Annotated in this window: 30 protein-coding genes and 3 pseudogenes; 27 read left to right on the plus strand and 6 right to left on the minus strand. The window is 61.7% G+C overall.

Annotated elements, in window-relative coordinates; translation table 11 throughout:
• The first annotated feature begins 34 nt into the window (after positions 1-34).
• The 12 genes and pseudogenes from OKW30_RS00570 to OKW30_RS00625 form a co-directional block, all read left to right on the plus strand.
• Complete coding sequence (locus tag OKW30_RS00570) at positions 35-229, plus strand: 4Fe-4S binding protein (protein ID WP_090811334.1); 195 nt, start codon at positions 35-37, stop codon at positions 227-229.
• A 50-nt stretch (positions 230-279) separates the two neighbouring features.
• On the plus strand, positions 280-687 hold the full coding sequence (locus tag OKW30_RS00575) for a HesB/IscA family protein (protein ID WP_429345708.1): 408 nt from the start codon (positions 280-282) through the stop codon (positions 685-687).
• Between the two features lie 15 nt (positions 688-702).
• Positions 703-1,284 carry a hypothetical protein gene (locus OKW30_RS00580; protein ID WP_429345709.1) on the plus strand — a complete coding sequence of 194 codons (582 nt, stop codon included), beginning with the start codon at positions 703-705 and terminating at the stop codon, positions 1,282-1,284.
• Positions 1,281-1,406 (plus strand): hypothetical protein, encoded by a 126-nt coding sequence (locus OKW30_RS00585; protein ID WP_260336622.1) that lies wholly within the window; start codon positions 1,281-1,283, stop codon positions 1,404-1,406. Before OKW30_RS00580 ends, OKW30_RS00585 begins: the two co-directional genes overlap by 4 nt.
• A complete protein-coding gene (locus tag OKW30_RS00590; RefSeq protein WP_429289814.1) occupies positions 1,399-1,779 on the plus strand; it encodes a nitrogen fixation protein NifZ in 381 nt (126 codons plus the stop codon). The genes OKW30_RS00585 and OKW30_RS00590 overlap by 8 nt, the downstream gene beginning before the upstream one ends.
• Positions 1,776-2,051: a nitrogen fixation protein NifZ gene (locus OKW30_RS00595; RefSeq protein WP_429289813.1), complete on the plus strand. Its 276-nt coding sequence runs from the start codon at positions 1,776-1,778 to the stop codon at positions 2,049-2,051. Before OKW30_RS00590 ends, OKW30_RS00595 begins: the two co-directional genes overlap by 4 nt.
• Positions 2,048-2,419 (plus strand): hypothetical protein, encoded by a 372-nt coding sequence (locus tag OKW30_RS00600; RefSeq protein ID WP_184072322.1) that lies wholly within the window; start codon positions 2,048-2,050, stop codon positions 2,417-2,419. Before OKW30_RS00595 ends, OKW30_RS00600 begins: the two co-directional genes overlap by 4 nt.
• Before the next feature lie 77 nt (positions 2,420-2,496).
• A complete protein-coding gene (locus tag OKW30_RS00605; protein WP_262413377.1) occupies positions 2,497-2,823 on the plus strand; it encodes a hypothetical protein in 327 nt (108 codons plus the stop codon).
• A 41-nt stretch (positions 2,824-2,864) separates the two neighbouring features.
• Positions 2,865-3,083 carry a putative nitrogen fixation protein NifT gene (gene nifT, locus OKW30_RS00610; protein WP_007177241.1) on the plus strand — a complete coding sequence of 73 codons (219 nt, stop codon included), beginning with the start codon at positions 2,865-2,867 and terminating at the stop codon, positions 3,081-3,083.
• Position 3,084: 1 nt separating this feature from the next.
• Positions 3,085-3,363: a hypothetical protein gene (locus OKW30_RS00615; RefSeq protein ID WP_429345710.1), complete on the plus strand. Its 279-nt coding sequence runs from the start codon at positions 3,085-3,087 to the stop codon at positions 3,361-3,363.
• Positions 3,350-4,513 carry a DegT/DnrJ/EryC1/StrS family aminotransferase gene (locus tag OKW30_RS00620; protein ID WP_184072326.1) on the plus strand — a complete coding sequence of 388 codons (1,164 nt, stop codon included), beginning with the start codon at positions 3,350-3,352 and terminating at the stop codon, positions 4,511-4,513. The genes OKW30_RS00615 and OKW30_RS00620 overlap by 14 nt, the downstream gene beginning before the upstream one ends.
• Before the next feature lie 2 nt (positions 4,514-4,515).
• Positions 4,516-4,644: pseudogene (locus OKW30_RS00625) on the plus strand (SIR2 family protein); the annotation flags it as partial.
• 10 nt (positions 4,645-4,654) lie between these two features.
• Here OKW30_RS00625 and OKW30_RS00630 read toward each other — a convergent pair.
• The 3 genes from OKW30_RS00630 to OKW30_RS00640 all read right to left on the minus strand — a co-directional run bounded on the left by OKW30_RS00630 (position 4,655) and on the right by OKW30_RS00640 (position 6,029).
• Positions 4,655-5,011, minus strand: a complete 357-nt coding sequence (locus tag OKW30_RS00630; RefSeq protein ID WP_429345711.1) for a hypothetical protein — start codon at positions 5,009-5,011, stop codon at positions 4,655-4,657.
• A 24-nt stretch (positions 5,012-5,035) separates the two neighbouring features.
• On the minus strand, positions 5,036-5,272 hold the full coding sequence (locus tag OKW30_RS00635) for an FmdB family zinc ribbon protein (protein ID WP_429345712.1): 237 nt from the start codon (positions 5,270-5,272) through the stop codon (positions 5,036-5,038).
• A gap of 82 nt (positions 5,273-5,354) precedes the next feature.
• Complete coding sequence (locus OKW30_RS00640) at positions 5,355-6,029, minus strand: OmpW/AlkL family protein (RefSeq protein ID WP_429345713.1); 675 nt, start codon at positions 6,027-6,029, stop codon at positions 5,355-5,357.
• 164 nt (positions 6,030-6,193) lie between these two features.
• Between OKW30_RS00640 and OKW30_RS00645 the strand changes: the two are divergent.
• The 9 genes and pseudogenes from OKW30_RS00645 to istA form a co-directional block, all read left to right on the plus strand.
• Positions 6,194-6,682, plus strand: a pseudogene (locus OKW30_RS00645) (radical SAM protein); the annotation flags it as partial.
• Between the two features lie 170 nt (positions 6,683-6,852).
• A complete protein-coding gene (cyoA, locus tag OKW30_RS00650; RefSeq protein ID WP_429289809.1) occupies positions 6,853-7,749 on the plus strand; it encodes a ubiquinol oxidase subunit II in 897 nt (298 codons plus the stop codon).
• Between the two features lie 3 nt (positions 7,750-7,752).
• Positions 7,753-9,759, plus strand: a complete 2,007-nt coding sequence (cyoB, locus tag OKW30_RS00655) for a cytochrome o ubiquinol oxidase subunit I (RefSeq protein ID WP_429345714.1) — start codon at positions 7,753-7,755, stop codon at positions 9,757-9,759.
• A 3-nt stretch (positions 9,760-9,762) separates the two neighbouring features.
• A complete protein-coding gene (gene cyoC / locus OKW30_RS00660) occupies positions 9,763-10,371 on the plus strand; it encodes a cytochrome o ubiquinol oxidase subunit III (protein WP_184072334.1) in 609 nt (202 codons plus the stop codon).
• Entirely contained in the window at positions 10,372-10,704 is a 333-nt protein-coding gene (gene cyoD / locus OKW30_RS00665; protein WP_184072336.1) for a cytochrome o ubiquinol oxidase subunit IV, read from the plus strand.
• 105 nt (positions 10,705-10,809) lie between these two features.
• Positions 10,810-11,889 (plus strand): fatty acid desaturase, encoded by a 1,080-nt coding sequence (locus OKW30_RS00670; RefSeq protein WP_260336625.1) that lies wholly within the window; start codon positions 10,810-10,812, stop codon positions 11,887-11,889.
• A gap of 65 nt (positions 11,890-11,954) precedes the next feature.
• Complete coding sequence (locus tag OKW30_RS00675) at positions 11,955-13,064, plus strand: HBL/NHE enterotoxin family protein (RefSeq protein WP_429345715.1); 1,110 nt, start codon at positions 11,955-11,957, stop codon at positions 13,062-13,064.
• 473 nt (positions 13,065-13,537) lie between these two features.
• Positions 13,538-13,765, plus strand: a complete 228-nt coding sequence (locus tag OKW30_RS00680; protein WP_184072340.1) for a hypothetical protein — start codon at positions 13,538-13,540, stop codon at positions 13,763-13,765.
• Between the two features lie 238 nt (positions 13,766-14,003).
• Positions 14,004-14,942 (plus strand): annotated as a pseudogene (istA, locus tag OKW30_RS00685) (IS21 family transposase); the annotation flags it as partial.
• 24 nt (positions 14,943-14,966) lie between these two features.
• On the opposite strand, the gene OKW30_RS00690 reads toward istA, so the two are convergent.
• The 3 genes from OKW30_RS00690 to OKW30_RS00700 all read right to left on the minus strand — a co-directional run bounded on the left by OKW30_RS00690 (position 14,967) and on the right by OKW30_RS00700 (position 16,620).
• Positions 14,967-15,485 carry an ankyrin repeat domain-containing protein gene (locus OKW30_RS00690; RefSeq protein ID WP_184072342.1) on the minus strand — a complete coding sequence of 173 codons (519 nt, stop codon included), beginning with the start codon at positions 15,483-15,485 and terminating at the stop codon, positions 14,967-14,969.
• Positions 15,486-15,555: 70 nt separating this feature from the next.
• Complete coding sequence (locus tag OKW30_RS00695) at positions 15,556-16,164, minus strand: hypothetical protein (protein ID WP_184072344.1); 609 nt, start codon at positions 16,162-16,164, stop codon at positions 15,556-15,558.
• A gap of 36 nt (positions 16,165-16,200) precedes the next feature.
• Entirely contained in the window at positions 16,201-16,620 is a 420-nt protein-coding gene (locus OKW30_RS00700) for a group II truncated hemoglobin (RefSeq protein ID WP_429345716.1), read from the minus strand.
• Between the two features lie 379 nt (positions 16,621-16,999).
• Between OKW30_RS00700 and nifH the strand changes: the two genes are divergently transcribed.
• The 6 genes from nifH (at position 17,000) to nifE (ending at position 25,396) form a co-directional block, all read left to right on the plus strand.
• Positions 17,000-17,881: a nitrogenase iron protein gene (nifH, locus tag OKW30_RS00705; protein ID WP_018423167.1), complete on the plus strand. Its 882-nt coding sequence runs from the start codon at positions 17,000-17,002 to the stop codon at positions 17,879-17,881.
• Positions 17,882-17,984: 103 nt separating this feature from the next.
• Positions 17,985-19,448 (plus strand): nitrogenase molybdenum-iron protein alpha chain, encoded by a 1,464-nt coding sequence (gene nifD / locus OKW30_RS00710; RefSeq protein WP_133667172.1) that lies wholly within the window; start codon positions 17,985-17,987, stop codon positions 19,446-19,448.
• Positions 19,449-19,509: 61 nt separating this feature from the next.
• The gene (gene nifK / locus OKW30_RS00715) at positions 19,510-21,069 is read left to right on the plus strand and encodes a nitrogenase molybdenum-iron protein subunit beta (protein WP_184072348.1); all 1,560 of its coding nucleotides are present in this window, start codon (positions 19,510-19,512) and stop codon (positions 21,067-21,069) included.
• 479 nt (positions 21,070-21,548) lie between these two features.
• Positions 21,549-22,967 (plus strand): AAA family ATPase, encoded by a 1,419-nt coding sequence (locus tag OKW30_RS00720; RefSeq protein WP_184072350.1) that lies wholly within the window; start codon positions 21,549-21,551, stop codon positions 22,965-22,967.
• 318 nt (positions 22,968-23,285) lie between these two features.
• Positions 23,286-23,447 carry a hypothetical protein gene (locus OKW30_RS00725; protein WP_018423161.1) on the plus strand — a complete coding sequence of 54 codons (162 nt, stop codon included), beginning with the start codon at positions 23,286-23,288 and terminating at the stop codon, positions 23,445-23,447.
• A gap of 500 nt (positions 23,448-23,947) precedes the next feature.
• Entirely contained in the window at positions 23,948-25,396 is a 1,449-nt protein-coding gene (nifE, locus tag OKW30_RS00730; RefSeq protein ID WP_429345717.1) for a nitrogenase iron-molybdenum cofactor biosynthesis protein NifE, read from the plus strand.
• The last annotated feature ends 8 nt before the right edge of the window (positions 25,397-25,404 follow it).

The following is a 25,404-nucleotide window of genomic DNA, read 5'->3' on the forward strand; positions in this document are numbered from 1 at the left end:
ACACCCTTCCAGACAGGACAACAGGAGAGCCTCCATGCCTCTGAAGATTATCGCGTCCACCTGTACGGGATGCTCGGCCTGCGAACCGGAATGCCCCAATGTCGCGATCAGCGACAAAGGCGGCGTGTTCGCGATCGACCCCAAGAAATGCACCGAATGCGAAGGCCACTTCGACGACCCGCAGTGCGTCGCCGTGTGTCCCGTGGACGGCTGCATCGTTCAGGTTTGAGTCTGGCTCGTGGCCGGGCCGGCCATTCATCCATCAGGAGACTACGCATCATGCTGTCCAACGTAACTGTTACGAGCGCCGCCGAGAAGTTCATGCGTCGTATCGTGCGCTTTTCGGGCCTGCCGGCTGGCGCCGGCTTTCGTCTGGTGGTGAGCGCCGGCGGCTGTTCCGGCTATACCGCGAAATTCACCGCCGAGCCGGCGCTGCAACCAGGCGAACAGGAACTCGACATCAACGGCCTGCGCGTATTCCTGCCGGCTGAGAGCCGGCCGATGCTCGAAGGCATAACGATCGATTTCGCCGACACGCCAACCCAGTCCGGCTTGATCTTTTTCAATCCGAACCAGGCTGCTTGTGGTTGCAGCAGCAGTGCGGAATCGGCGCCGCCGGGCGTGGCGACCATCGATGTCAGCGCGATTGGCCGTGGGCGGCCGCCGCTGCCGCGTCAGATCTCCTGAAGAGGAGCGATGGCGATGGAGTCCGGCGACCGTGCCCTCGACGACGTAATGACCGCGTTTGCGAAGAGCGCGATTGGCGGCGGCTTGCCGTCGGGCGTCAATGCATTGATCGCCGAGGCGGGTCGGTTGCGCGAGCGCCCCGACGAGGCGCTCGCGCTGTTGCAACGCGCCCGCGCCGCTGCACCGCGCCATCCGGTGCCGTTGATCGCGCTGTACCGCTTTTACTTCTACGGCCATCAATTGGCGCAGGCGCGTGCGATCGGCGAAGACGCGCTGGCGGTCGCCCGCACCGCGCTGGGCTCAGATTTCGGCGACGAACCGCTTGCGGCCGCGATCGTGACCACGCGTTATGACGCGGCCGCGCGTTTTTATCTGTTCACGCTGAAGGGCCTCGCGTACCTCAACATGCGTCTCGGCGACTTTGAAGAAGCGCGCATGCTGCTGCGCGAATTGCGCCGGCTCGATCCCGAAGACCGGGTGGGGGGCGCGCTGCTTTCGCAAGTCTTGGATCGTCATGAGACCGGCGTCGGGTCCGACGATGTAATGAATGCGCTGAGTGCGTATCCGACGCGCGGCTGGACGGGGACGCAACCATGAGCGTACAGAACGTGCGCGAAGAGGTGCGCGCGCTCGCGCGGCAGCGCCGGCAGTCGGGCGAGGTCGCTAACCTGATGACCACCGGACAGACGCAACGATCAGCAGGAGTGAAGCATGGCTGACATCAACCGCGACGACGACCTGATCGAGGTCGCGTTTCCCCCGCGCTTCAACTACGGCGAGCGCGTGATCGCACGCGCGGTGATCCGCAACGACGGCACCTACAACGGCAAGGACATCGGCGAAGTGCTGGTGAACAAGGGCGAGATCGGCTACGTCACCAACATCGACACCTTCCTTCAGCAGTTCTATATCTACGCGGTGTATTTCGTCGAGAGCGGCCACCGTGTCGGCATGCGCGCGAAAGAGCTATGCACGCTCGACAACCTGCCGGACGACGTGCTGCAAGGCTTGGGCGAGCGGGCCGAAGCGCTGCACAAGATCGGCACGCGGGTCCAGCCGGAAACGTCGCAACCGCAGGAGCCGTCAGCATGAGTATCGAACCGGTTCAGCCTGCTTATCAGTGGGGCATGCGCGTGATCGCGCTGGATGACCTGTGCAACGACGGCAGCTTTCCGGAGCGCGGCCAGGACGATTGTCTGGCCGAGGCGGGTACGGTCGGCGAAATCGTCAACGTCGGGCAGCTGGTTGAGAGCGGCGAGCCGGTCTATCTGGTGGAGTTCGGCAACTGTGTCGTCGGATGCACGGAGAATGAAATTGCGCCCGCACCCGCCGGCCTGCTACCCGAAGAAGGAGCCATGTCATGACGGTTCAGGCGAGCGCGCCAGAAGCGGCGCCGCCGCGCGACGGTTTGCGCGCGGGCCGCCCGTTCGACCTGACCCAGCGCCAGATCGAGCAAGCGTTGCGCGAGCGTACCCGCTACCGCTATGTGCTGCCGCGCGTGCTGCGCGACGGGCAGGGGTTCCGTGTCGAGAGCCCGTGCTGCTCCCGCAATGTCGACGCGAATGGCGGGCTGATCGACATAGCCTGGCTCACGCGCGATGAAGACGGTATGTGGCACCTGAGCGCGCGCGATCATGCGTCGCACCGATGGATGCCCCAGCATGAGAGCACCGATCTGGCCGAGCTGCTGGACACGCTGTGCATCGATCGCGAATGCGTGTTCTGGCCGTGAAGCAAACTAACGGAGCCGGGCGACGATCTATCTCGACCACAACGCGACCATGCCGCCAGCCTCCGCCGTGGCAGGCGATGCTGTCCATCCTGACGGATGTGTGGGGCAACGCGTCGTCGCAGCATGCCGTCGGGCAGCAGGCGAAGGGCACGCTCGCTGCGGCCCGCGCGACGATCGCGCGAGCGCTCGATTGCAAGCCCGCAGAGTTGATCTTCGCCGGCGCAGGCACCGCGTCGGCCCGGCACCAGCTACCTGCGCTTCGGCGAGCTTCCCGCCGAGGTCGTGTTGCAGCGGTGCGGCTGTCGCTCGGCGAAATCACTACGGCGCAGGACATTGAGTACGTGCTCGCCCATCTACCGCCGTTGCTTCGTCCACTGCTGGAGGAAGCAGCGCATCCCGCTTGAAGCTGGTTTGAACCTGTCATCAATCTCCGGAGTCCGCAACCATGAAAGTCATGATCCGCAAGGACAGCAAGGGCGCGCTGAGCGCCTACGTGCCAAAGAAGGACCTGGAAGAGCCCATTGTCGCGATGGCGCAGCCCGGGATGTGGGGCGGTCTCGTCACGCTCGCGAACGGCTGGCAGCTCGAATTGCCCGCGATGGCCGACGATACGCCACTGCCCATCACGGTCGAAGCGCGGCGCATTGCTGGCGTGGAGGAGTGAGATGAGCCTGAACGCCGAGCAATTGGACTTCGCGGCGGACCTGCTCCGCACGGCACCGACGCTACGCGACGCTGCCGCGCAATGGCACGAACGTTATCCCGAGGTGCGCACAATGCATGTCAGCGCAACGGTGATGCGCGACGAGACAGCAGCGCTCCGGTTCAGTGTGCGCAGTATCTATTTCGCGATATCGGCCGGGTATTACAGGACCATCGCGCAGCGGCCTGAAGAGGCCGATGCGTTGATCCTGACCGAGGACAAGGCGCATGGAAATCGATGAGATCGCGCTGAGCGAACCGGCTTGCGCGGCGCGCGAGATCGATCTCGTCAACGCGGTGCTGCAATCCTCGCGTTGGAGCGACGGGCCGATGCTTGATTCGTTCGAGCGCGCGTTTGCGGGCTGGGTTGGCCGGGAGTATGCGGTCGCGGTCGCGAGCGGCACGCTCGCCACCTGGATTGCGTTGCGCGCGACGGGGATCGGCCCGGGAGACGAGGTGGTCTGCGCGTCGCACACCTGGCATCAGGTGGCGCAGGCGATCACGCTGGCGGGAGCCGTGCCGGTGTTCGCCGACATCGACTACTGGAGTGGTTGTCTGAGCGCCGAAAAAGCCGCGCAGAAGATCGGCCCTCGCACGCGCGCCATCCTCGCCGGCAATACCAACGGCCACCCGGCCGCGTGGGCGCTGCTGCGCGAACTGGCCGACGCGCAGCGCTTGCGGCTGATCGAAGACAGTACTGAGGCGTTGGGCTCGCGCTACCGGGGCCGCAACGTCGGCTGTTTCGGCGACGTATCAGTGTTCGACTTCTCCAGCCCGTCCGCGCTGTGCACAGGAGCGGGCGGCATGCTCGTCACCGACGATGACGAACTCGTCCATGAGCTGCGCTATCTGCGCGAGCGGCGCGTCACGGACCGCGCGTCCGTCTCGGTCGGCTCGCGGGTGCCGCTGCAGGCGGGCATCAGTGATCTGACCGCCGCGCTCGGTCTCGCGCAACTGGCCGAACTCGACACGCGCCTCGCACAGCGAAAGCAGGTCGAGACCTGGTATCACGAGGAGATGCAAAGCTTCGAAGGGATCAAGCCGGCCTACGTGGCCGAGGACGTCGAAGAAGTGCACTGGATGCTCTATGTTGTGCATTTGGGCAAGCGTTTTACGCAGAGCGCGCGCGCCCAGATGATCGACGACATGAAATCTTGCGGCATTGAGACGGTGGCCTACAGCCATCCGCTGCATCAGCAGTTCCACTACATGAACGCGGGCGATGCGATCGGCCGCAAGAGCGGCCTCTTGCCCGACACCGAGCGCATCGGCGATCGCGCGCTGGCGCTGCCGCTGCACACGCTACTCGACACCGACCAGGTCAAGTACATCGTCAAGACGCTGAAAGACACCGCGACCAACGTGGGCGCCGGCGCCGCCATTTATCTGTGAGGCTGCCCGACGACCCGACGCGTATGGAGGCGCGCTTTCTCGAAGAGCAAGGCATCACGTGCATCGCGATGCCGCTGGGCGGGTTCGCCGAAGCGTTGGTGGATGCCTTGCAACCCGCACTGGCCGCGTGAAGCGTGGCCGCTATCCATCGTTCTTTATCCGTAGCCCTTTATCAAGATCGCCGTCATGACCACATTGACCGTACTGCCTTCGGGCAAGACCTACGGCGTTGCCGCCGGCGCGACCCTGCTGCAGGCAACTCGGCCTCGCGCTGGCGCGCGTACTGCATGCGCAGGACGTTTCCGTCGTGGTCATCGAAGCGCGCGAGCGTGAGGGCGGCCGTGCTGACGCAATGTTGCGAAGCCACGCGTCGAGATACGGGCAGATGCCCTTCGCGCGTTCCAGCAGGCTGTCGGCGGTGGCCTGATCCAGCGTGCCGGCCATCAAGACGGTGAGACTGAGTGCCATCCCGTAGGCGCCCTCGAGGTTCATATACATCGACAGCGCGATTCCCCGTTGGGCTCAGCGCAGCAGCTTGTGGCGCTCGGCCGGCGAATAGTTGCTGAGGTGCCCTTCGCGCGCCGCCTGACGCCGCGCGCGGGAGATGATCGCGCGGCTCTTGCCGGGCGAGGCCGGCGCGCTGACCTGCTTGTCCAGCGCGGTGCCGCCGCATTGCGGGCAGACGGGCGTGTGGCCGGCGCGCACCAGCGTTTCGAATGCGTGGCCGCAGGCCGCGCAGCGGTAGTCGTACAGGGGCATAGTGATCAGATCTCCGTTTCAGGTGGATGGGGCGCAGCGGATCGCCCGTTGGTGCGAACTGTGGTCCGTCATTGCGCCCTCGCTAGAACTTCATCCCGACGCCTATTCCCAGTACCAGTGGGTCGATGTCCAGCCGGCCCAACGAACTATCGCCGAGCGAGGCGTCCGTGTGCATCCAGATCTTCTTGATATCCGCGTTGAGAAAGACGGTCTTCGTGATCTGCACGTCGACGCCAGCCTGCACCGCCGGACCGAAGCTGCTGCGTGACACCTGGATGCCTACGGGGCCCGCGCTCAGGCCGTCGTTGTAGAAGTACGTGTAGTTGACCCCCGCGCCGACATACGGTCGGATCATGCCAGCATGGTTGAAGTGATATTGCAGCAGCAGCGTCGGTGGCAGCACGTTCACGCCACCGAGATCGCCGAGGTCGGACGTCACGTGGTGCCGCGAGGTGGCGAGAATCAGCTCGATGCCGATCGCGTCGCGGATCATATAGGTCAAATCCAACTCCGGCACGAGTGCGTTATTGACACCCACGCCGAGCGACGACAACGTGCCGCTGGTGTGTACTTCGGGCTCGATCGAGATGGCACGCAGACGCACGAGCACGTCACCGGCGTGGATCCCATCCGCCGGCACCTGGCCTGCCATCGTGCTTCCGTTCGCGCTTACGTCATCCGCGTATGCCAGCACTTCGAACAAACCGGTAGTGCACAGGCTTGCCACGATCATGACGGCCTTAATCATGTGCTTCATCGCTTTCCCCTTGTTGACGTATGCGGGGAATTGTCGACGCGCAAATCAGGGCTGCCCTTGCGCAGGATCAACCGGTCCCGATCCCGAAGTCAAGATGCGACATCGGGTCACGCGTAGGAATGTCGAGATAGCGGGAGCCTTGAGGCCGGACCGGCTGCAGCCGCCGAACGGCACGCAGATCACTCTGCTACTTCTGCGCATGCAACAAGGTCATTACGCAGGACCATGGCTGCAGCGCTAGATATCTGAGCTACCTCGTTCGTGAGATGGACCTGGTCGCGTCACATCTCGGACCTGACCGGCGAACCGTGCAGCTGCATCTGGGAGATGGAACGCCGACCTTCTTCCCTGTTGCCGAACTCGAAGAGCTTGTCCAGCAACTGCAGAACCGCTTCGCGTTCTCGATCGACGCAGAACTTGCCATCGAAATTGATCCGCGAACCGTCAGCACCAAAACGCTTTCACCACTCGCGCGCCTCGGCTTCAACCGGGCGAGCTTCGGCGTACAGGACTTTGCTACCGACGTTCAGCAGGCTGTCAATCGCATCCAGCCACTCGATGTGGTGAAACGCGCACTCAGCGGCGCACGCGATGCGGGATTTCTCTCAATTAACGTCGACCTGATCTACGGTTTGTCGCAGCAGACTGTCGCCTGATTTAGCCCGCGCACTGCGTCAGTGCACCGCACCCCGCCGCTTTGTTCGTCCTTGATCGACATCAATCACAAAGCTGGCCGGTTGTCGGACCATGATGCTGCGAGTGTGATGCCGCATGCGTCAAGCCAGCTTCAGGTCAAAAGTGCCACAACCCGGACTTAACCACTATGACAGACAGAAAAGCCTTAAGGAAACGGTCGATAGCCATCGTCACGACATTGAGCGCCTGTCTATCGGGATGTGATCTGACTGTGCTTGATCCAAAAGGGAGCGTCGGCGCGGCCGAGAAGTCGCTGATCGCCACCGCCACGTGGGCGATGCTGATCGTCGTGATCCCGGTGATCCTGCTGACGCTGTTCTTCGCGTGGCGCTACCGTGCGTCGAACCGTCACGCGATCTACGCACCCAAATGGGCGCACTCGACGGCGATCGAGATCGTCGTCTGGACTATCCCCGCCCTGATCATCCTGTACCTCGGTATCCTGACGTGGCGCACCACGCATGAGCTCGACCCGTACCGGCCGCTGCAGTCGAGCGTGAAGCCGATCGACGTCGAGGTGGTCGCGCTCGACTGGAAGTGGCTCTTCATCTACCCGGACCTCGGCATTGCGTCGGTGAACCAGCTCGCCGTGCCAGTCGATACGCCGGTGAATTTCCGGATCACGTCGGACTCGGTGATGAACTCATTCTTCATCCCGCAACTCGGCACCCAGGTGTATGCAATGGTCGGCATGCAGACCCGTCTGCACCTGATCGCGGATGCACCGGGAAATTTCGAAGGCATGTCCGCCAACTTCAGCGGCAAGGGATTCACCGACATGAAGTTCCGCACGCTCGCGACGAGCGCCACCGGCTTCGACGCATGGGTGCGGAAGGTCAAGGCTTCGCCGGACCGCCTGAGCATGGACGAATACGCCGAAGTCGCGAAGCCGAGCGAGAAGCAGTCGGTACGCTACTTCTCATCGATCGACCAGTACCTGTTCCGCAACATCGTTGCCCGATACAACAACGGCAACGTCACGGCCTTCCGCGACGCCGCCTGTCGCACGCAGACCACGGAGTAAGCCATGTTTGGAAAACTCACGCCCGGCGCGATTCCGTTCGATCAGCCGATCATCATGGGCGCGGCCGCGTCCATGGCGCTCATCGTACTGGCGGTCATCGTCACGCTCACGAAGCTCGGCCGCTGGAAGTGGCTCTGGACCGAGTGGCTGACAAGCGTCGATCACAAGAAGATCGGCATCATGTACATCATCGTCGCGGTGCTGATGCTCGTGCGCGGTTTTGTCGACGCCGTAATGATGCGGCTTCAGCTCGCGATCGCGTTTCACGGCCCCGGTTACCTGCCGCCGCACCACTACGACCAGATATTCACCGCGCACGGTGTCATCATGATCTTCTTCATGGCGATGGCGCTGATGGTCGGCCTCTTCAATCTTGTCGTGCCGCTGCAGATCGGCGCGCGCGACGTCGCCTTCCCGTTCCTGAATTCGCTGAGCTTCTGGATGACGGCGATCAGCGCGATCCTGATCAATCTGTCGCTCGTGATCGGCGAGTTCGCGCAGGTCGGCTGGCTCGCGTATCCACCGCTGTCGGAGCTGCAGTTCAGTCCCGGCGTCGGGGTCGACTACTACATCTGGAGTCTGCAGCTCTCCGGCGTCGGTACGCTGATTACCGCGATCAACTTCTTCGTGACGATCGTCAAGCTGCGCGCGCCCGGCATGACGCTGATGAAGATGCCGGTGTTCACGTGGACCGCGCTGTGCTCGAACGTGCTGATCATGGCAACGTTCCCGATCCTAACCGTGACGCTCGCACTGCTCGGCCTCGACCGCTACGCAGGCATGCACTTTTTCACCAATGAGCTCGGCGGCAACGCGATGCTGTACCTGAACCTGATCTGGGCGTGGGGCCACCCGGAGGTGTACATCCTCGTGCTGCCCGCGTTCGGCATCTACTCGGAAGTGATCGCGACCTTCGCGAAGAAACCGCTGTTTGGCTACAGAACGATGGTCTACGCGTCGTGCGCGATCACGGTGCTCGCATTCCTCGTGTGGGCGCACCACTTCTTCACGATGGGTTCCGGCGCGGACGTCAACGCGTTCTTCGGCATTATGACGATGGTCATCGCGATCCCCACGGGCGTGAAAGTCTTCAACTGGCTGTTCACGATGTACCGCGGTCGCATCGAGTTCACCGCACCCGTGCTGTGGACGATCGGCTTCATGGTCACGTTCACGATCGGCGGCATGACGGGCGTGATGATGGCGATCCCGGGCGCGGACTTCGTGCTGCACAACAGCCTGTTCCTGATCGCGCACTTTCACAACGCGATCATAGGCGGCGTCGTGTTCGGCTATCTCGCAGGCTTCCATTACTGGTTCCCGAAGGCGTTCGGCTTCAAGCTTAACGAGAAGCTCGGCAAGCGGGCGTTCTGGTGCTGGTTCGTCGGCTTCTACGTGTCGTTCGTGCCGCTCTACGTGCTCGGCTTCATGGGCATGACCCGGCGCCTGAATCACTACGACAACCCGACCTGGCATCCCTGGCTGTTCGTCGCCGCATGCGGCGTGGTGCTGATCGCACTCGGTGTCGTGCACCAGATCGCCCAGGTCGTCGTGAGCGTGATCCATCGCAACGAGCCGGAATACGGCGACCTGACGGGCGACCCGTGGAACGGCCGCACGCTCGAATGGGCCACCGCGTCGCCGCCCGCTGTCTACAACTTCGCGCGCATACCGGTCGTCCACCAGCTCGACGCGTTCGCGCACATGAAGGAAAGCGGCGCAGCAAATGCCGCACTGGCGCATTACGAGGACATCCACCTACCGTCGAATACCGCGGACGGGTTCCTGATCGGCGCATTCAGCCTCGTGCTCGGCTTCGCCGGCGTCTGGCACATCACGTGGCTCGCCGCGCTGGCCTTCGTCGCGATCGTCGCCGCGCTGATCGCGCGTAGCTTCCGCGACGACCATGGCTACGTGATTCCGGCCTCGCGCGTGCGCGAAATCGAAGCACGACGCGGCAGCGCACCCACCCCGGCCGCCCTTGAATTACCCGAATCCGCGGAGACCTGATCCATGACGCAATCTGCATTACTCGTCCATCACGGCAGGTCGAGCGCTGACCACGGCCCAACGCCCACCGTGTTCGGCTTCTGGCTGTACCTGATGACCGACTGCATGCTGTTCGCGTCGCTGTTCGCCGTGTTCGCCGTAATGGCGCACCAGTTCGCGGGCGGCGCGTCCGGACGGGACCTGTTCGACATCCCGGGTGTTGCACTTCAAACCGGCGCGCTGCTGCTGAGCAGCACTACCTACGGCTTCGCGATGCTCGGCGCGCAGCGCCAGGGGCGTGGTGCCGTGATCGGCTGGCTCCTCGTGACGTTCGTGCTTGGCGCGCTGTTCCTCGCGTTAGAGCTGCGCGAGTTCTCGCACCTGGTCGCCGACGGTGCTGGGCCCAGTCGCAGCGCCTTCCTGTCGTCGTTCTTCACGCTGGTTGGCACCCACGGCCTGCACGTGACAGCCGGCCTCGTCTGGATGGCCGTGCTCGTCGTGCATGTCGTCCGCTCGCCTGAACTGTCCGGTCGCGACCTCACGAGTCTGACGTGCCTGAGCCTCTTCTGGCACTTCCTCGACATCGTGTGGATCTGCGTGTTTTCGTTTGTCTATCTCGGGAGCATGCTCTAAATGGTCCATTCACACTCGACGTCCACGACCGCCTCGCGTGGTGACGTCGCCGGTTATATCACCGGTTTCGTGCTTGCCGTGGCGCTGACTGCTGGCTCATTCTCGATCGTCACGCAACGGTTGCTGCCGTCCGGCTCCGCGATTATGGCGCTCGCGTTGCTGGCGTTCGTGCAGATCGTCGTGCAACTGGTGACGTTCCTGCATCTCGACCTGTCGCGCGGCCAGCGCTGGAACGGGCTGGCGTTATGCTACACCGCGCTCGCCGCGCTGTTCCTGATCTTCGGCACGATCTGGGTGATGCACAATGTCAGCATGAACATGATGTCGCGCTGACTCGCCACCAGCGCGAAACGGTCTGGTCACATCATCGCGGACACGGCATGCAGCCGTCGGCCGCGTGCGTAGTGTTGTGCTGCACCGCTCTACCGGTCTTTCTTCATGAACAGTCCGAATCACCCCGTTCCCGCCAATGAGCCATTGCCCCATCGCAAGGTCATCCGCTCGTGGCTGACACCGTTCGCCGAACGCCGCACCGCCTACGCGCTTCTGCTGCTCGTGTTCGACTACGTTTTGCTATTGTGTGCGCTCGCCGCGAGCGTGTTCGCGCACGGGTTCGTGCTGAAGACCGTATTCGGATGCATGGCGGGCTTCGTCATCGGACGGCTCTTCGTCATCGGTCACGACGCATGTCATGAGAGCCTGACCCGGCACCGCACGCTCAACCGCTGGCTGGGCCGGATCGCCTTCCTGCCGTCGCTCACGCCGTACAGCCTGTGGCAAGTGGGTCACAACGTGGTGCATCACGGCTACACGAACCTGAAAGGCGTCGATTTTGTGTGGGCACCGCTGACGATCCAGGAATATCGCGCCTTGAGTGGGCCACGGCGCGCACTGGAACGTATCTATCGCAGCGGCTGGGCGCCCGGTCTCTACTACATGATCGAAATTTGGTGGACGAAGATGTTTTTTCCGTCGCGGGCCGCCATGCCGACGCGGCGCCCCGTGTTCTTCCGTGACTGCACGCTGGTATCGGTGTTCGCACTGCTGTGGATCGGCGCGCTCGCGTGGATCGCTCGCGCGACGCAGCGGGGGGTGGTCCCGTCAATCGCATGCGGGTTCGGGGTGCCGTTCCTGTTCTGGTGCGCGATGGTGGGTTTCGTCGTGTACGCGCACCACACGCATCCGCAAATCCGCTGGTACGACGATCGCGCGAAATGGGGGCGTTCGGATCCGTTCGTATCCACGACGGTGCACTTGACCTTTCGCTGGCGTTTTGGCGCGCTGTTTCATCACATCATGGAGCACACCGCGCATCACGTCGACATGAGTCTCCCTCTATACGGGCTCGTCGGTGCTCAGCGAACCCTCGAAGCGATGCTTCCGGAACGGATCGTCGTGCAGCGGTTTTCGTGGCGTTGGTACTTCGACACCGCACGAGGCTGCAAACTATACGATTTTTCGACTGATCAGTGGACCGATTTCGCTGGTCGCGCGACGCACGTTCCTTTTACTAATTGAGTTCGTTACGTGCGGCCACTTCAGGTCGCGTTCAATGCAATTTGAATTTAATAGCGAGGGTAAAAATGCCGGATATCAGCGGAAATGCGACAGCAATTGGCGATGCAAACACTCAGCAAATGGGTGCTGCCCTGACCGTTCAAACCTATGCAAATAGCGTTCTCGAACAGCCCCAGGTGGATTTTTCTGGCATCGACGGTCTGTCGCAATACCAGACACAAATCAACGACGGGCTCACCACCGCGAAAGGCCATGCGATCTATTATCTGGACACGCTGCAGCCCAGCCTGATCGAAAACATGGCAAACATCGACAACTACTACCAGCTCAACAAAGCACTACCGGCGACGCTGCCGGCAGGCTCGACTGTTGCTGAGTGGACAGCCGCCCTCACGGCGGTGCAGCAGGAGTCGGTGAAATACCAAGGCGCCGCGAACCAGATTGTCACCAACCTCCAGACGCTTGGCGCGAATCTAACGACGGACTCAGCGGACTTCACAACCACCGTTACCAATATGAATAGTGCGGTTGGCGGAGCAGACGGGATTCTCGACACCATCAAAGGAGAACTCAGCAAAGCTCAGGCAGAAATCGACGGCGCAATCGCCGGAAGCGTTCTGAGCGGGCTGACTGTCGTAGGCGGCGTATTTGTCATCTGCGTAGGGGCGATCGCTGATTTTGTCACCGCTGGCACGTCTACCACTGCAGTCATCGGCGGCATTGGCATTGTCGTGGCGGGAGTCTCCGGTGAAGCCGGCTCGGCAGCCGTGCTCGTCGCAGCGAATAAGGCGAAGGCGTCGCTGCTCACTGAACAAGCGGACCTGAAGGAAGAGGTAAAGCTCGCTACGGCGATTAGTGGCGGCTACACATCACTTTCTACGCAGGTCAATGGTGCCATTACTGCAGCATCGGCGATGGCAAACGCGTGGGAAAGCATCACATCTGATCTGGGCGACATCATCGCCGATTTGAACAACGGGATTTCGAATGCGGACGAGATCCGCACCCTGTTCATAAACGCGGCAAACGACGAAATCGGGACGCTCCTGGCGGACATCCAGACGGTCAAGGGCCAAATGGCTGGCGTAACCGTGCAATCGGCCGCCGCGCAACAGACCGTAAGCGATCTCATCGCGAAGGTCGCCAATCTGCCCGCTTCAGCAGGAGTGGCGTAACGCGATCCGCTAGCCCGTGCGGCCTCCGTCGGGATTGATTCCAACGGAGGCGGCCCCGTCATACCACAACGAAGGAAAGAGACAACATGGGTCCTTTTTCACAGACTTTGGCCGCCCTGAACAGTAGTGTCTCCAAATTGCGGTCCATCCAAGGATTGCCCGGCGACGCGGTGCCAATTCAGAACTCCGTCTGCAATTCTCTTATCGGCATTCTGAAGGACGCCGCTCCTTTTTAGACGGCCCTGCTCGGCTATACCGGTTCGGCAATCACCGCGCTGAATGGTGCGCTCGCTGACCTTAAAAAAGGTGCAAGTCCGGGCTCGATAGCCAAAACTGTCTCGGACGTCGCTGCCACCATCAGTACGTACCAACAAAGCGCGACATCACTACTCACCCAATCGAACGCTGCCGCGGCTCTCATGTCGTCGTCGGTTACGCAGCTAGCCCACGTCGAAGGCTCTATCCAGAGTCAGATGACGACATTGCAGGCACAGGAAGGCGCGGCACGGGGCCAATTGGCTGCCGCCGAGGCCTCCAGCCTTAGCGACCTGACAAATCTGAAGACCGCGATCGATGACACTGCCGCAGACTTCACCGTGATTATTAACGATCTCAATCAGGACCCGTCTCCCTTCGTCGTTGAGCTTCGTTTAACCACTTGTATCGCAATGCTCGGCGTTCTACAGGCCGACGCTTCCTGATAGTTCGAAGCTTTCGCGCTACTCATCGGTGGCGGAAGCCACCGATGAGTAGCAACCAGCGTGCCATACTGAACGCATCTCAAGACGTGCCACCGGGGCTCGGGGTGAACATACCGTGTTTACGCCGACCGAAAATTCGGCCACATGCCACATGTAGGGATCGCGCCGACTGAAAATTGAGCCGGGCAATCAACCTATCCTGCTAGTTTTTCTGGCAGGGTGTTTGGGGATGATCCCGATGACGATGATTGGCAAGGTGCGGCGGATGTTCCACCGCCAGAACAGGTCGGTACGCGAGATAGCACGTCTCACAAGCCTGTCGCGCAACACGATTAGTAAATATCTGAACATGGATGTTCAGGAGGAGCCGAAGTATCAGCGGCGCTCCCAGCCGACCCGGTTGACGCCGTTTCATGAGGCGCTGGTGCAGGCGCTCAGTGTCGACGCGCGGCGGTTGAAGAAGGAGCGGCGCACCGCCTGGATGCTGTTTCAGGAGATCAAGGCGGGCGGCTACGACGGCTGTTACTCGCGGGTGACCGATTTCATCCGGGGCTGGCGGCAAGGCGAAGGCAAGGCGGTTTCGAAATCGGCGTTTGTGCCGTTGCGATTCGAACTGGGCGAGGCATTCCAGTTTGACCGGTCCGAGGAAGGACTGGTTGTCGGCGGCATTTACCGCAAGCTGCAGGTGTCGCACATGAAGCGATGTGCGTCGCGGGCGTTCTGGCTGGTTGCCTATCCGAGCCAGCGGCACGAGATGCTGTTCGATGCCCATACGCGCTCGTTCGCGGCCTTCGGCGGGATGGCCCGCCGGGGCATCTACGACAATATGAAAACGGCCGTAGACAAGCTTCACAAAGGCAAGGGTCGCACGGTCAATCCGCGTTTCGCAGTGATGTGCTCGCACTACCTGTTCGATCCGGACTTCTGCAACGTCGCCAGTGGCTGGGAGAAAGGCGTCGTCGAGAAGAACGTGCAGGACAGCCGTCTGCGCATCTGGATTGAGGCGCGTGCGCAACGCTTCGGCAGTTTCGCTGATCTGAATGCATGGCTGGCGACCCGGTGCCGGTCGTTGTGGGATCAGGTGAAGCATCCGGACTATCGTGACCTGAGCGTCGCCGACGTGTTCGAGCAGGAGCGCGCCCATCTGATGCCGATGCCGACACCGTTTGACGGTTACTGTAAGACTCGCTAACAAAGCCTGTCATCCGAAAGCAAGCAGCAGTTGCAGCCCGAGGTCGGCTGCCATGTCGTGCGCGCTGCGGCCATCCGGTGCGCACAGTTCTGCGTTCGCCCCATGCGCAAGCAGCATCTGCAGGACGTCGAGGCGAGCGCTCGCGGCTGCCTGCATCAGGCATGTGATGTCGTCGTCGTTCACATGGTCGATCGGCGCGCCGGCGTCGATCAGCCGCAGGATGGTCGCGGGGCCGCCGTGCAGGCACGCGAACCAGAGCGCATGGTTGCCGTCGTCATCGAGCGCGTCGGCGCGTGCGCCGAGTGCGAGCAACGCTTCGACCACCGCGTCCTCGCCATGCTGCGCGGCGCGCATCAACGGCGTTTCGCCGTTCACGCAGCGCGAATGGGGAGCAGGGAAGCCGTGGTACGCCAGCCAGGTGGAAAGTGCGGCGGGCACGATCGTTTCGAGTTGTGCATCGGGGTTCCGGACAACGCGCGAGGCCAGGCGTTCGCGGACGACGAAAGCAGTGTCAGTGTGCATGATCATGGTCGCGTTCGGGTGCAAGGGAACATCGGTTGGCGCAGCCGCGCGGGCGGCAGCCGCAGGGACCCGCGCCTCAGACGGGCCGGTTCTCGTTGGGGTTGCGCACTGGCCCCATCAATTCAAGTCCTTCGCTGTAGGTGATCGTCTCGAAGGTCACGTCGAACTTGATGGCCGCGTCCGCTACCGCATCCAGCTTGCCGCCTGAGTCCTTTTTCTTCAATTCGTTCTTTTCGAGGTACAGCAGTTCGAGCATCTCGTTGTAGACGGTGGACTCGAGAATCGGCAGCACATAGAACATCGCGCCCTTGTACGGCACCTGATATCGCTTGCTCAGGTCGATGTTGTCGCAAAACAGAAAGTACTTGCCATCCGCCGAGAGCGTGTCGCTGAGCACCTCGGCCACGTCCTTCAGATGCTCGAAGCTCAACAGATACCCTGCGAAGAACGGCAAGTGCTTATGGCCGATCGTCGCGCATGCCATCACCTGATCGCAGGTCAGCTCCGGCGGCCGCGCTTCGTCGGCGAGCTTTGGGGCAAACCGCAGCGCAAGTTCGCCGCGGAAGCCGACCCGGCCGAACTTGTTCGTCAGCCCCTTGAGAACCGGGTTGAGCAGACGGCCTTCATGTTCGAGACGGGCGAACGCGGTGTCGTCGATCTCCTTGTGCGCGAGCGTTTCGGTCATCACAGATCCTTGGGTTAAACAGCGTTGAAGAGGGATTCACGTCTGCGTATTGCGCATCCGGTCGGCGATTTTGAAAAACGCCTGCATCAGTTCATCGCGTAGCACCGGATCGACACCCGTCTCGTCGAACGCGGCGCGCATGCAAGCTAGCCACGCATCCCGTTCGGCGGTGCCGATCGCGAATGCGGCATGACGCGTGCGCAGCCGTGGTTGGCCGCGCTGTGCCGAGTACCGCTTGTCGGCGCCGAGCCATTCGCACAGATACAGCACCAGCACGGCCTTCGTCGAAGACAGGTTCGGGTGATGCATCGCGCGAATGCGCTGCGCGTCGGCCCGCATATCCATGTGCCGATAGAACGCATCGACCAGGCGGATGACGGCGGTCTCGCCGCCTAGACGGTCGAAGTGCGTCTCGCGCGGTACCGGTCGCGAAGCTTGGGTGGCTGGTGTGTCCATGGCGCGATCAACGCAATAACCGAACCAGGCCGCAACCCGGCGATTGTCCGGCTGCACGCAGGCCAATGCGACAGAAATCGCACGACAAACGCGCCCGAATGGTTTCATTGGCGACGAAGTTCGCGTGGTTTGTCGCGAAATCGACAAGACAGAAGAGGAGTCCGCAAAAGTCCCGAACCAACCGCCGCAGCGCGGCGGGGCGGACGCGTCGCAGTACCGCTGGTGACGTGGCACAGAAGCTGCGTTTGGAGTCCAGCGCGGACACAGGTCCGGCCGATGCGTGGCTCGATATAAGAAGACCCATACAGGCACGACAGGCTGACATGGTCGCGGTTACGCAACCCTGATTTCAACCCTTCTTCCTGAATGGAGAAATGCAATGTCTAAACTTCGGCAAATCGCGTTCTACGGTAAAGGCGGTATCGGCAAGTCGACCACCTCGCAGAACACCCTGGCAGCCCTGACTGAACTCGGGCAGAAGATCCTGATCGTCGGCTGCGATCCCAAGGCGGACTCTACCCGCCTGATCCTGCATGCAAAGGCGCAGGACACCATCCTGTCGCTAGCGGCCGAAGCCGGCTCGGTGGAGGACCTCGAACTCGAGGACGTGATGAAGATCGGTTACCGCAACATCCGTTGCGTGGAGTCCGGCGGTCCGGAACCGGGCGTCGGCTGCGCGGGCCGTGGCGTCATCACGTCGATCAACTTCCTCGAAGAAAACGGCGCCTATGACGGCGTGGACTACGTGTCGTACGACGTGCTCGGCGACGTGGTGTGCGGCGGTTTCGCAATGCCGATTCGTGAGAACAAGGCGCAGGAAATCTACATTGTGATGTCCGGCGAAATGATGGCCATGTATGCGGCCAACAACATTTCAAAGGGCATTCTGAAGTACGCGAACAGCGGCGGTGTGCGGATCGGCGGGCTCGTGTGCAACGAGCGTCAGACCGACAAGGAACTCGAACTCGCCGAAGCGCTGGCGAAGATGCTCGGTTCGAAGCTGATCCACTTCGTGCCGCGCGATAACATCGTGCAGCACGCCGAGCTGCGCCGCATGACGGTGATCGAGTTCGCGCCCGAATCCAAACAGGCGGAAGAGTATCGCCAGCTCGCCACCAAGGTGCACAACAACGCGGGCAACGGCACGATCCCGACGCCGATCACGATGGATCAACTGGAAGACCTGTTAATGGAGCACGGAATCATGACGTCCATCGACGAATCGCAAGTCGGCAAGCCTGCAGCGGAACTGACCGCCTAAGCGAGCGCCGCTGCGCGCGGCCCGGTGTTCTTCTTCACGCGATGAACCGGGCCGTGCCGGCTACCCGCTGCCAGGCTTGATACTCACCCTATGGAGCATTCCCATGAGCGTCACTGTTGAAGAGCGCAAGGCCGCGAACAAGGCCCTGATCGATGAAGTGCTGAAGGCCTATCCGGAGAAGATGGCCAAACGGCGCGCCAAGCATTTGGGCACCTTCGAGGACGGCAAGCCCGACTGTGGCGTGAAATCAAACATCAAGTCATTGCCGGGCGTGATGACGATTCGCGGTTGCGCGTACGCCGGCTCGAAGGGCGTGGTCTGGGGGCCCATCAAGGACATGATCCACATCAGTCATGGTCCGGTCGGTTGCGGTCAGTACTCGTGGGCCGCGCGTCGCAACTACTACATCGGCACTACCGGTATCGACACCTTCGTGACGATGCAGTTCACGTCGGACTTCCAGGAAAAGGACATCGTCTTCGGCGGCGACAAGAAGCTCGACAAGATCATCGACGAGATTCAGGAACTGTTTCCGCTGAACAAGGGCATCTCGATCCAGAGTGAATGCCCGATCGGCCTGATCGGCGACGACATCGAGGCCGTCTCGAAGACGAAGAGTGCGCAGTATGAAGGGCACACCATTTTGCCGGTGCGCTGCGAAGGTTTTCGCGGCGTCAGCCAGTCGCTGGGCCACCATCTGGCTAACGATGCGATTCGAGACTGGATATTCGACAAGGCCGATCCGGACAAGCGGCCCGAATTTGTTTCGACGCCTTATGATGTTGCGATCATCGGCGATTACAACATCGCCGGCGATGCCTGGTCGAGCCGGATTCTGCTCGAAGAGATCGGCCTGCGCGTGATCGCGCAATGGTCGGGCGACGGCTCGATCGCCGAGCTCGAGAACACGCCCAAGGCCAAGCTCAATTTGCTGCATTGCTACCGCTCGATGAACTATATCAGCCGGCACATGGAAGAGAAGTACTGCATTCCGTGGGCGGAATACAACTTCTTCGGCCCGTCGATGATCGAGAAGAGCCTGCGCGAGATCGCCAGCCACTTCGACGACACCATCAAAGCCAACGCGGAGAGGGTGATCGCCAAGTATCGTCCCCTGGTCGATGCGGTGAACGCGAAGTTCAGAGCGCGCCTGCAGGATAAGACCGTGATGCTGTTCGTTGGGGGCCTGCGTCCGCGCCACGTGATCGGCGCCTACGAAGACCTCGGCATGAACGTGGTCGGCACCGGCTACGAATTCGGCCACAACGACGACTATCAGCGCACCACGCACTACGTGAAGGACGGCACACTGATTTACGACGACGTGACCGGCTACGAGTTTGAGAGGTTCGTCGAACAGGTCCAGCCCGATCTGGTCGGCTCCGGCATCAAGGAAAAGTACGTGTTCCAGAAGATGGGCGTGCCGTTTCGCCAGATGCACAGCTGGGACTATTCCGGTCCATATCACGGCTACGACGGCTACGCCATTTTCGCGCGCGACATGGACATGGCCATTTCCAGCCCGGTGTGGGGGCTCGCCAAGGCGCCCTGGAAGAAAAACCCCTAACGCCGGCCACCGGACTGATCACCGGACGGCAGGCCATTGAATTGAATATCAGGAGCATCCCGTGCCCCAATCCGCAGACCAGATTCTCGACCAGGAACTCCTGTTCCGTGAGCCCGAGTACCAGAAAATTTTTCGCGCGAAAAAGGAAAATTTCGAGTTCAACCATTCAGACGAGCAGGTCAAGCAGATCGTCGAGTGGACCAAGAGCGAAGACTACCGGCAAAAGAACTTTGCACGCGACTCGCTCACCATCAACCCGGCCAAGGCCTGCCAGCCGCTCGGCGCAGTGTACGTGGCCAACGGCTTTCACAAGACGCTCAGTTTTGTGCATGGCTCGCAGGGCTGTGTAGCCTTTTACCGCTCGCACTTCTCGCGTCACTTCAAGGAGCCGACCTCGTGCGTCAGCTCGTCGATGACCGAGGACGCGGCGGTGTTCGGCGGCATGAACAACATGATCGACGGCCTCGCAAATGCGTACAACCTGTACAAGCCCGACATGATCGCGGTCTCCACGACCTGCATGGCGGAAGTGATCGGCGATGACCTCGACGCGCTCATCAAGAGCAGCAAGCAGAAGGGCAGCGTGCCGGAAGACTACGACGTGCCGTTCGCGCACACGCCGGCCTTCGTCGGCAGCCACGTGACCGGCTACGACAACGCGCTGCTCGGCATCCTCAGGCACTTCTGGGACGGCAAGGCCGGCACAGCGACGCCGCTTGAGCGCGTGCCCGACGAGAGCGTCAACTTCATCGGCGGCTTCGACGGCTACGTGGTCGGCAACATGAAGGAAATTCGCCGCATCTTCGATCTGTTCGGCGTGACGGTGAACCTCATCTGCGACCCATCCGAAACGTGGAATACGCCGACCGACGGCGAGTTCCGGATGTACGAAGGCGGCACGACTAAGGAGGAAGTCGAGCGCGCGTTGAACGCGAAGGCGACCTTCGTGTTCCAGGAATACTGCTGCGAGAAGACCAGCAAGTTCATTGGCGAGCATGGCCAGGAAGTGGTGGTGCTGAACTCGCCGGTTGGCGTCGCGGGCACCGATCAGTTCCTGATGGAAATCTCGCGCGTGACCGGCAAGCCGATTCCGGCGCAACTGGAGAAGGAGCGAGGCCAGCTCGTCGATGCGATGGCCGACAGCCAGGCTCACCTGCACGGCAAGCGCTTTGCACTCTACGGCGACCCGGACCAGATGCTGGGCTACACGCGGTTCCTGCTGGAACTCGGCGCCGAGCCGGCTCACGTGCTGGCGACCAACGGCAACGAAACCTGGGCTGCGAAGGTGCAGGCGCTGTTCGACGCGTCGCCCTACGGCGCCGGCTGCAAGGTGTATCCGAAACGCGATCTGTGGCACATGCGCTCACTGCTGTTTACCGAGCCGGTGGATTTCCTGATCGGCAACACCTACGGCAAATATCTGGAGCGCGATACCAAAACGCCGCTGATACGCATGGTGTTCCCGATCTTCGATCGCCACCATTACCATCGCTTCCCGACCTGGGGCTATGAAGGTGCGTTGCGGGTGCTGGTCACGCTGCTGGACGAGTTCTTCGAAGCGCTCGACGCCAACACGATCGACGTGGCGAAGACCGACTACAGCTACGACATCATTCGCTGACGAGGAGAGCGCGGCCATGGCAGACACAGCGGATGCATCGGGCGCGGCAGACGCAGCTCTGGTCAAGATGACGCAGGACGGCCATAACGTCGAGGTCATCAACGACTAGGTTTGCCTGGCCGGTGTGGGCGAGGCCGGCCACCTCGTCCCGCTGCCCGAACACCGGAACCCGCAGATGATCGCCCACGTGCTGCCCGGGGGCCCGCGCATGTGGCCGGCCGGCTGCCATTGACGCACGAGGAGATTGCGATTGCACAGGGTGCGATGTCGGCGGCTCGACGGCAGTTCGACGCGAGCCCGGCGGGCATCGCGCCGCGGTTACCTCGTGCGGTGTGGGCGAAGATTGCGGCGGAGGGTGTCGAGTAGCGGGGCACCGCTGAAAACGAAATTGCTGCGCTGTATGTAGCTAGCTGTAGCGACTCGTTGTTGCGCGTTCGCATCGGTACTTGGCGCCCCATCTAATATCAAAGAGTCCGTTCATGAACCAGTTCACCGATATTGATCACAAGAACCTTGACCCGGTAAGGCAGCAATTTGCATGGGAAGCGCTAGCTGCGCATTTTGATGATCGGTCCCCGGAAGAGCTCACCTCCTCGCAGCGGCAGTTTCCCCATCACACGCGCCCCGAGCTTCAACAGACGCTCTCCCGCCTGCTGACGCCGTTCGCTCCGCGCCTTCTCGGCCTCAATCAGGTTCATGAGCGGTTTCCGTTGACAATTTCCTCGCTGTTTGTGCAGAGTACCGGCCCGATGTCTACCACGGTGTCCCTTGCTCCTGTGAAATACCGGGATGTCGATGTCGGAGAAGAAACACCGGTCGCGGTACTCGACAACGGCTTGTGGCTGATCACCGATGGCGAGCTGAGAGCCGCTGTGCTGTTCGAGCAGCACATGGAAGGAATGAACACGTCTATCGCGAGCGTGGAGATTGTCAGTCTGCCCAACGCGCGCGGGCTGGCCTTCGGCAGCGAGGTGTATGCGGGGCTGGAGCAGGCAATTCGCGAGTCCCGTCTGTACCGGGGCAAGGTTCTTTCCCTCGAGGTAACCGAGGATTATTCAGGCCAGCCCCGCAGCATCGTCGTGCACCGTCTGCCTGCCGTGGAGCGTCAGGACGTCATCCTGTCACCGCAAACCATGGAGCTGCTGGATCGCAATATTTTTGAATTCGCACGCACCAGAGAAGGATTAAAGATATTACGCCAGTCGTTGCAAAAGGGTGTCCTGCTGTACGGGCCGCCCGGAACGGGCAAAACCCATACGATCAAGTACCTCGCCAGCAATCTGCCAGCGCATACCACCCTTCTGATCAGCGCCAATCAAGTGGGGCAACTCGACAACTATATGCTGCTGGCCCGGTTGCTACAGCCAAGCATGGTGGTCATCGAGGACGTCGATCTGATCGGGAGACATCGCACCGAGATGCGCGGCCCGAAGGAAGAGAGTCTGCTCAACCGCTTGCTCAACGAAATGGACGGACTTCACCAGGACGCCGAGATCCTGTTCGTGCTTACCACCAACCGGCCGGAGGAAATCGAGGAGGCGCTCGCGGCCCGTCCAGGCCGGGTTGATCAGGCCATTGAAATACCGGCACCTGATGCGGATTGCCGGGCGCGCCTGCTCCGGCTCTACGGTTCGAGGATGAGCATCCCGGCAGACGTCGCAGCGTTTGCAGTGGAGCGGACTGAAGGCGTCAGCGCTGCATTCATCAAGGAACTGGTGCGCCGGTTGGCCCAGCAAAGTATTGCGCGTAAGGCACAGGGCGAAGTGAGCATGGAGGATGCTGAAAACGCGTTGCAGGACATGCTGGTGCGCAGCGGATACCTGAGTCAGGCGCTCCTTGGCGGCGCACCCGCACGGGAAAAACCGCAAGTACGAATCGTGGGTGACCAGTGCTTCTGAGCGTTGCAGGGAGCGAGGGGTCCGGTCCGGAAGAATGATCGGAAAGGGCCGGCGGCCCATATGCCGCCCCTGACTCACCATTTCATCTGCTGGCTACCGGCGTGCCCGTCGAGCATTCTCACTGATTGTGGATCCTGGCCGATGTTATCGAGCCGTTCTCAGTTAACGTGACCCCGTTCTCACTTAATGTGGACCTGGACGCGCCGATATTCCCAGCCAATGTAATCCCGAAAAAACGCTGTTATCGGGCCTTGGAGATTTATGTTATCGAGCCGCTACAGCTAGCCTGCGTGACGAACCTCAGCGAGGGAGGGGGGCATGATTTATGTAGTCGAGCAGTCTGACTCAGTGCCGCTGCGTGCGTGGTTCGCCTACGACGACTTTGAGCGCGAGGTGGCGGCGTCCGACCCGTTGAGCCTCGCGGAGATCAATGACGAGGTAACGCCGCGCGAACTGCTCGCGCTGGTCGACGACGACTGAGCCGCCCAGCGGGGCAGGCGGCGCGAATGGCGCATACACACTGGAAGAGCGTTCGGGATATGCGCGCAGGCGCGCTCGGTGCATTGCTCGAACGCGTACCGGCCGAGATCAGGCCTGAGCGCTTCGAGCGCTTGCTGGAAGTCTGTCTCTGCGACTTTGCGGCGTATCCCGGTCATGGTAGACGGACTACGCGAAAGCTCCACGGATGCGCCGCGCGCTGACTGCTTACCTGGCGGTTCGCGAACCCTTGAGGCCGGATGCGTTGCTGGAGGCGCGCGCGAATGCGATCGCACGGGTCCTGCTCAATACGGAACGGCAAGGCAGGCAGTGAACGTGTGTTGTCGTTTTCTGTGTCGCGAACCGTCTGTCGCAAACCGTTCAAACTCGCCATGACGATGCGCGCGAGCGACTGCTTCAGCGCCAATTGGCACGTTTTCAAGGCGTTTCCCGGTGGTATGGAACTTGCCACTAGAGAAACGTCCATCCATCAGGAGCACGTCATGTCTGCTTCACTCAATGCCCAAATCGCCGAAGTTTTCGACGAGCCGGGTTGCGACAGGAATCAAGGCAAGAGCGAGAAGGAACGCAAAAGGGGCTGCACGAAGCAGCTTTCGCCGGGTTCGGCCGCAGGCGGGTGCGCGTTCGACGGCGCGAAGATCGCTTTGCAGCCGGTAGTGGACGTCGCACACCTCGTGCACGGGCCGATTGCCTGTGAAGGTAACTCGTGGGACAACCGGCACGCCGCTTCGTCCGGTTCGCAACTCTATCGCACCGGCTTCACCACCGATATCAACGAACTCGACGTGGTGTACGGCGGCGAGAAGCGCCTGTTCAGGAGCGTGCGCGAAATCATCGAGAAATACGATCCGCCCGCAGTGTTCGTCTACCAGACCTGCGTCACCGCGCTGATCGGCGACGACATCGAGGCAGTCTGCAAGCGCGCCACCGAACAATTTGGCAAGCCGGTGATTCCGGTCATTTCTCCCGGTTTCGCCGGGCCGAAGAATCTGGGCAACAAGCTTGGCGGCGAGGCGATCCTCAACCATGTGATCGGCACGCGCGAGCCCGAGTACACGACGCCGTATGACATCAACGTCATTGGCGAATACAACCTGTCGGGCGAACTCTGGCAGACCAAGCCGCTGCTCGACGCGCTGGGCATCCGTATCCTCTCGTGCATCTCCGGCGACGGGCGCTACAACGAGATCGCAAGTTCGCATCGCGCCAAGGTCAACATGATGGTCTGCTCGAAGTCGATGATCAACGTCGCGACAAAGATGCAGCGGCGCTACGGCATCCCTTACTTCGAGGGCTCGTTCTATGGGATCGGCGACATGAGCGACACGCTGCGCCATATCGCCAGCCTGCTCGTGCAGCAGGGCGCGCCGGACGATCTGCTCGAGCGGACCGAGCGCCTGATCGCCGCCGAGGAAGCGCGCGCGTGGGAGCGCATCGCGCACTACAAAGCGCGCCTTACCGGCAAGCGGGTGTTGCTCATCACAGGTGGCGTGAAGTCTTGGTCGGTGGTTTCCGCGCTGCAGGAAGCAGGGCTCGAAATCGTCGGCACCAGCGTCAAGAAGAGCACTAAGGAAGACAAGGACAAGATCAGGGAGATCATGGGCGACGACGCCCACATGATCGACGGCATGACGCCGCGCGAGATGTACGCGATGCTCAGGGACGCACGGGCCGACATCATGCTGTCGGGTGGCCGCTCACAGTTCGTCGCATTGAAGGCCCGCATACCGTGGCTCGACATCAATCAGGAACGCCACCACCCTTATGGCGGCTACGAGGGGATCGTCGAGCTGGTGCATGAGATCGACCGCGCGATCTACAACCCGGTGTGGCAACAGGTGCGGATCCCTGCTCCGTGGGGCGACGACGAGGGAGCGCTCGGTGTGGTCCAGGCGCAATCCGCCCGCCCGCTGTCGAGCGCCGCGGGGTAGGGGCGATG

Origin of the sequence: Paraburkholderia sp. Clong3 (assembly GCF_050436485.1) — a bacterium.
In the GTDB taxonomy this organism is placed as follows: Bacteria; Pseudomonadota; Gammaproteobacteria; order Burkholderiales; family Burkholderiaceae; genus Paraburkholderia; species Paraburkholderia tuberum.

Excerpts from the sequence above, each read along its gene's own strand:
- OKW30_RS00570 (WP_090811334.1), top strand. The coding sequence starts at position 35 with ATGCCTCTGAAGATTATCGCGTCCACCTGTACGGGATGCTCGGCCTGC.
- OKW30_RS00575 (WP_429345708.1), top strand. The coding sequence starts at position 280 with ATGCTGTCCAACGTAACTGTTACGAGCGCCGCCGAGAAGTTCATGCGT.
- OKW30_RS00580 (WP_429345709.1), top strand. The coding sequence starts at position 703 with ATGGAGTCCGGCGACCGTGCCCTCGACGACGTAATGACCGCGTTTGCG.
- OKW30_RS00585 (WP_260336622.1), top strand. The coding sequence starts at position 1,281 with ATGAGCGTACAGAACGTGCGCGAAGAGGTGCGCGCGCTCGCGCGGCAG.
- OKW30_RS00590 (WP_429289814.1), top strand. The coding sequence starts at position 1,399 with ATGGCTGACATCAACCGCGACGACGACCTGATCGAGGTCGCGTTTCCC.
- OKW30_RS00595 (WP_429289813.1), top strand. The coding sequence starts at position 1,776 with ATGAGTATCGAACCGGTTCAGCCTGCTTATCAGTGGGGCATGCGCGTG.
- OKW30_RS00600 (WP_184072322.1), top strand. The coding sequence starts at position 2,048 with ATGACGGTTCAGGCGAGCGCGCCAGAAGCGGCGCCGCCGCGCGACGGT.
- OKW30_RS00605 (WP_262413377.1), top strand. The coding sequence starts at position 2,497 with ATGCTGTCCATCCTGACGGATGTGTGGGGCAACGCGTCGTCGCAGCAT.
- nifT (WP_007177241.1), top strand. The coding sequence starts at position 2,865 with ATGAAAGTCATGATCCGCAAGGACAGCAAGGGCGCGCTGAGCGCCTAC.
- OKW30_RS00615 (WP_429345710.1), top strand. The coding sequence starts at position 3,085 with ATGAGCCTGAACGCCGAGCAATTGGACTTCGCGGCGGACCTGCTCCGC.
- OKW30_RS00620 (WP_184072326.1), top strand. The coding sequence starts at position 3,350 with ATGGAAATCGATGAGATCGCGCTGAGCGAACCGGCTTGCGCGGCGCGC.
- OKW30_RS00630 (WP_429345711.1), bottom strand. The coding sequence starts at position 5,011 with ATGTATATGAACCTCGAGGGCGCCTACGGGATGGCACTCAGTCTCACC.
- OKW30_RS00635 (WP_429345712.1), bottom strand. The coding sequence starts at position 5,272 with ATGCCCCTGTACGACTACCGCTGCGCGGCCTGCGGCCACGCATTCGAA.
- OKW30_RS00640 (WP_429345713.1), bottom strand. The coding sequence starts at position 6,029 with ATGAAGCACATGATTAAGGCCGTCATGATCGTGGCAAGCCTGTGCACT.
- cyoA (WP_429289809.1), top strand. The coding sequence starts at position 6,853 with ATGACAGACAGAAAAGCCTTAAGGAAACGGTCGATAGCCATCGTCACG.
- cyoB (WP_429345714.1), top strand. The coding sequence starts at position 7,753 with ATGTTTGGAAAACTCACGCCCGGCGCGATTCCGTTCGATCAGCCGATC.
- cyoC (WP_184072334.1), top strand. The coding sequence starts at position 9,763 with ATGACGCAATCTGCATTACTCGTCCATCACGGCAGGTCGAGCGCTGAC.
- cyoD (WP_184072336.1), top strand. The coding sequence starts at position 10,372 with ATGGTCCATTCACACTCGACGTCCACGACCGCCTCGCGTGGTGACGTC.
- OKW30_RS00670 (WP_260336625.1), top strand. The coding sequence starts at position 10,810 with ATGAACAGTCCGAATCACCCCGTTCCCGCCAATGAGCCATTGCCCCAT.
- OKW30_RS00675 (WP_429345715.1), top strand. The coding sequence starts at position 11,955 with ATGCCGGATATCAGCGGAAATGCGACAGCAATTGGCGATGCAAACACT.
- OKW30_RS00680 (WP_184072340.1), top strand. The coding sequence starts at position 13,538 with ATGACGACATTGCAGGCACAGGAAGGCGCGGCACGGGGCCAATTGGCT.
- OKW30_RS00690 (WP_184072342.1), bottom strand. The coding sequence starts at position 15,485 with ATGATCATGCACACTGACACTGCTTTCGTCGTCCGCGAACGCCTGGCC.
- OKW30_RS00695 (WP_184072344.1), bottom strand. The coding sequence starts at position 16,164 with ATGACCGAAACGCTCGCGCACAAGGAGATCGACGACACCGCGTTCGCC.
- OKW30_RS00700 (WP_429345716.1), bottom strand. The coding sequence starts at position 16,620 with ATGGACACACCAGCCACCCAAGCTTCGCGACCGGTACCGCGCGAGACG.
- nifH (WP_018423167.1), top strand. The coding sequence starts at position 17,000 with ATGTCTAAACTTCGGCAAATCGCGTTCTACGGTAAAGGCGGTATCGGC.
- nifD (WP_133667172.1), top strand. The coding sequence starts at position 17,985 with ATGAGCGTCACTGTTGAAGAGCGCAAGGCCGCGAACAAGGCCCTGATC.
- OKW30_RS00720 (WP_184072350.1), top strand. The coding sequence starts at position 21,549 with ATGAACCAGTTCACCGATATTGATCACAAGAACCTTGACCCGGTAAGG.
- OKW30_RS00725 (WP_018423161.1), top strand. The coding sequence starts at position 23,286 with ATGATTTATGTAGTCGAGCAGTCTGACTCAGTGCCGCTGCGTGCGTGG.
- nifE (WP_429345717.1), top strand. The coding sequence starts at position 23,948 with ATGTCTGCTTCACTCAATGCCCAAATCGCCGAAGTTTTCGACGAGCCG.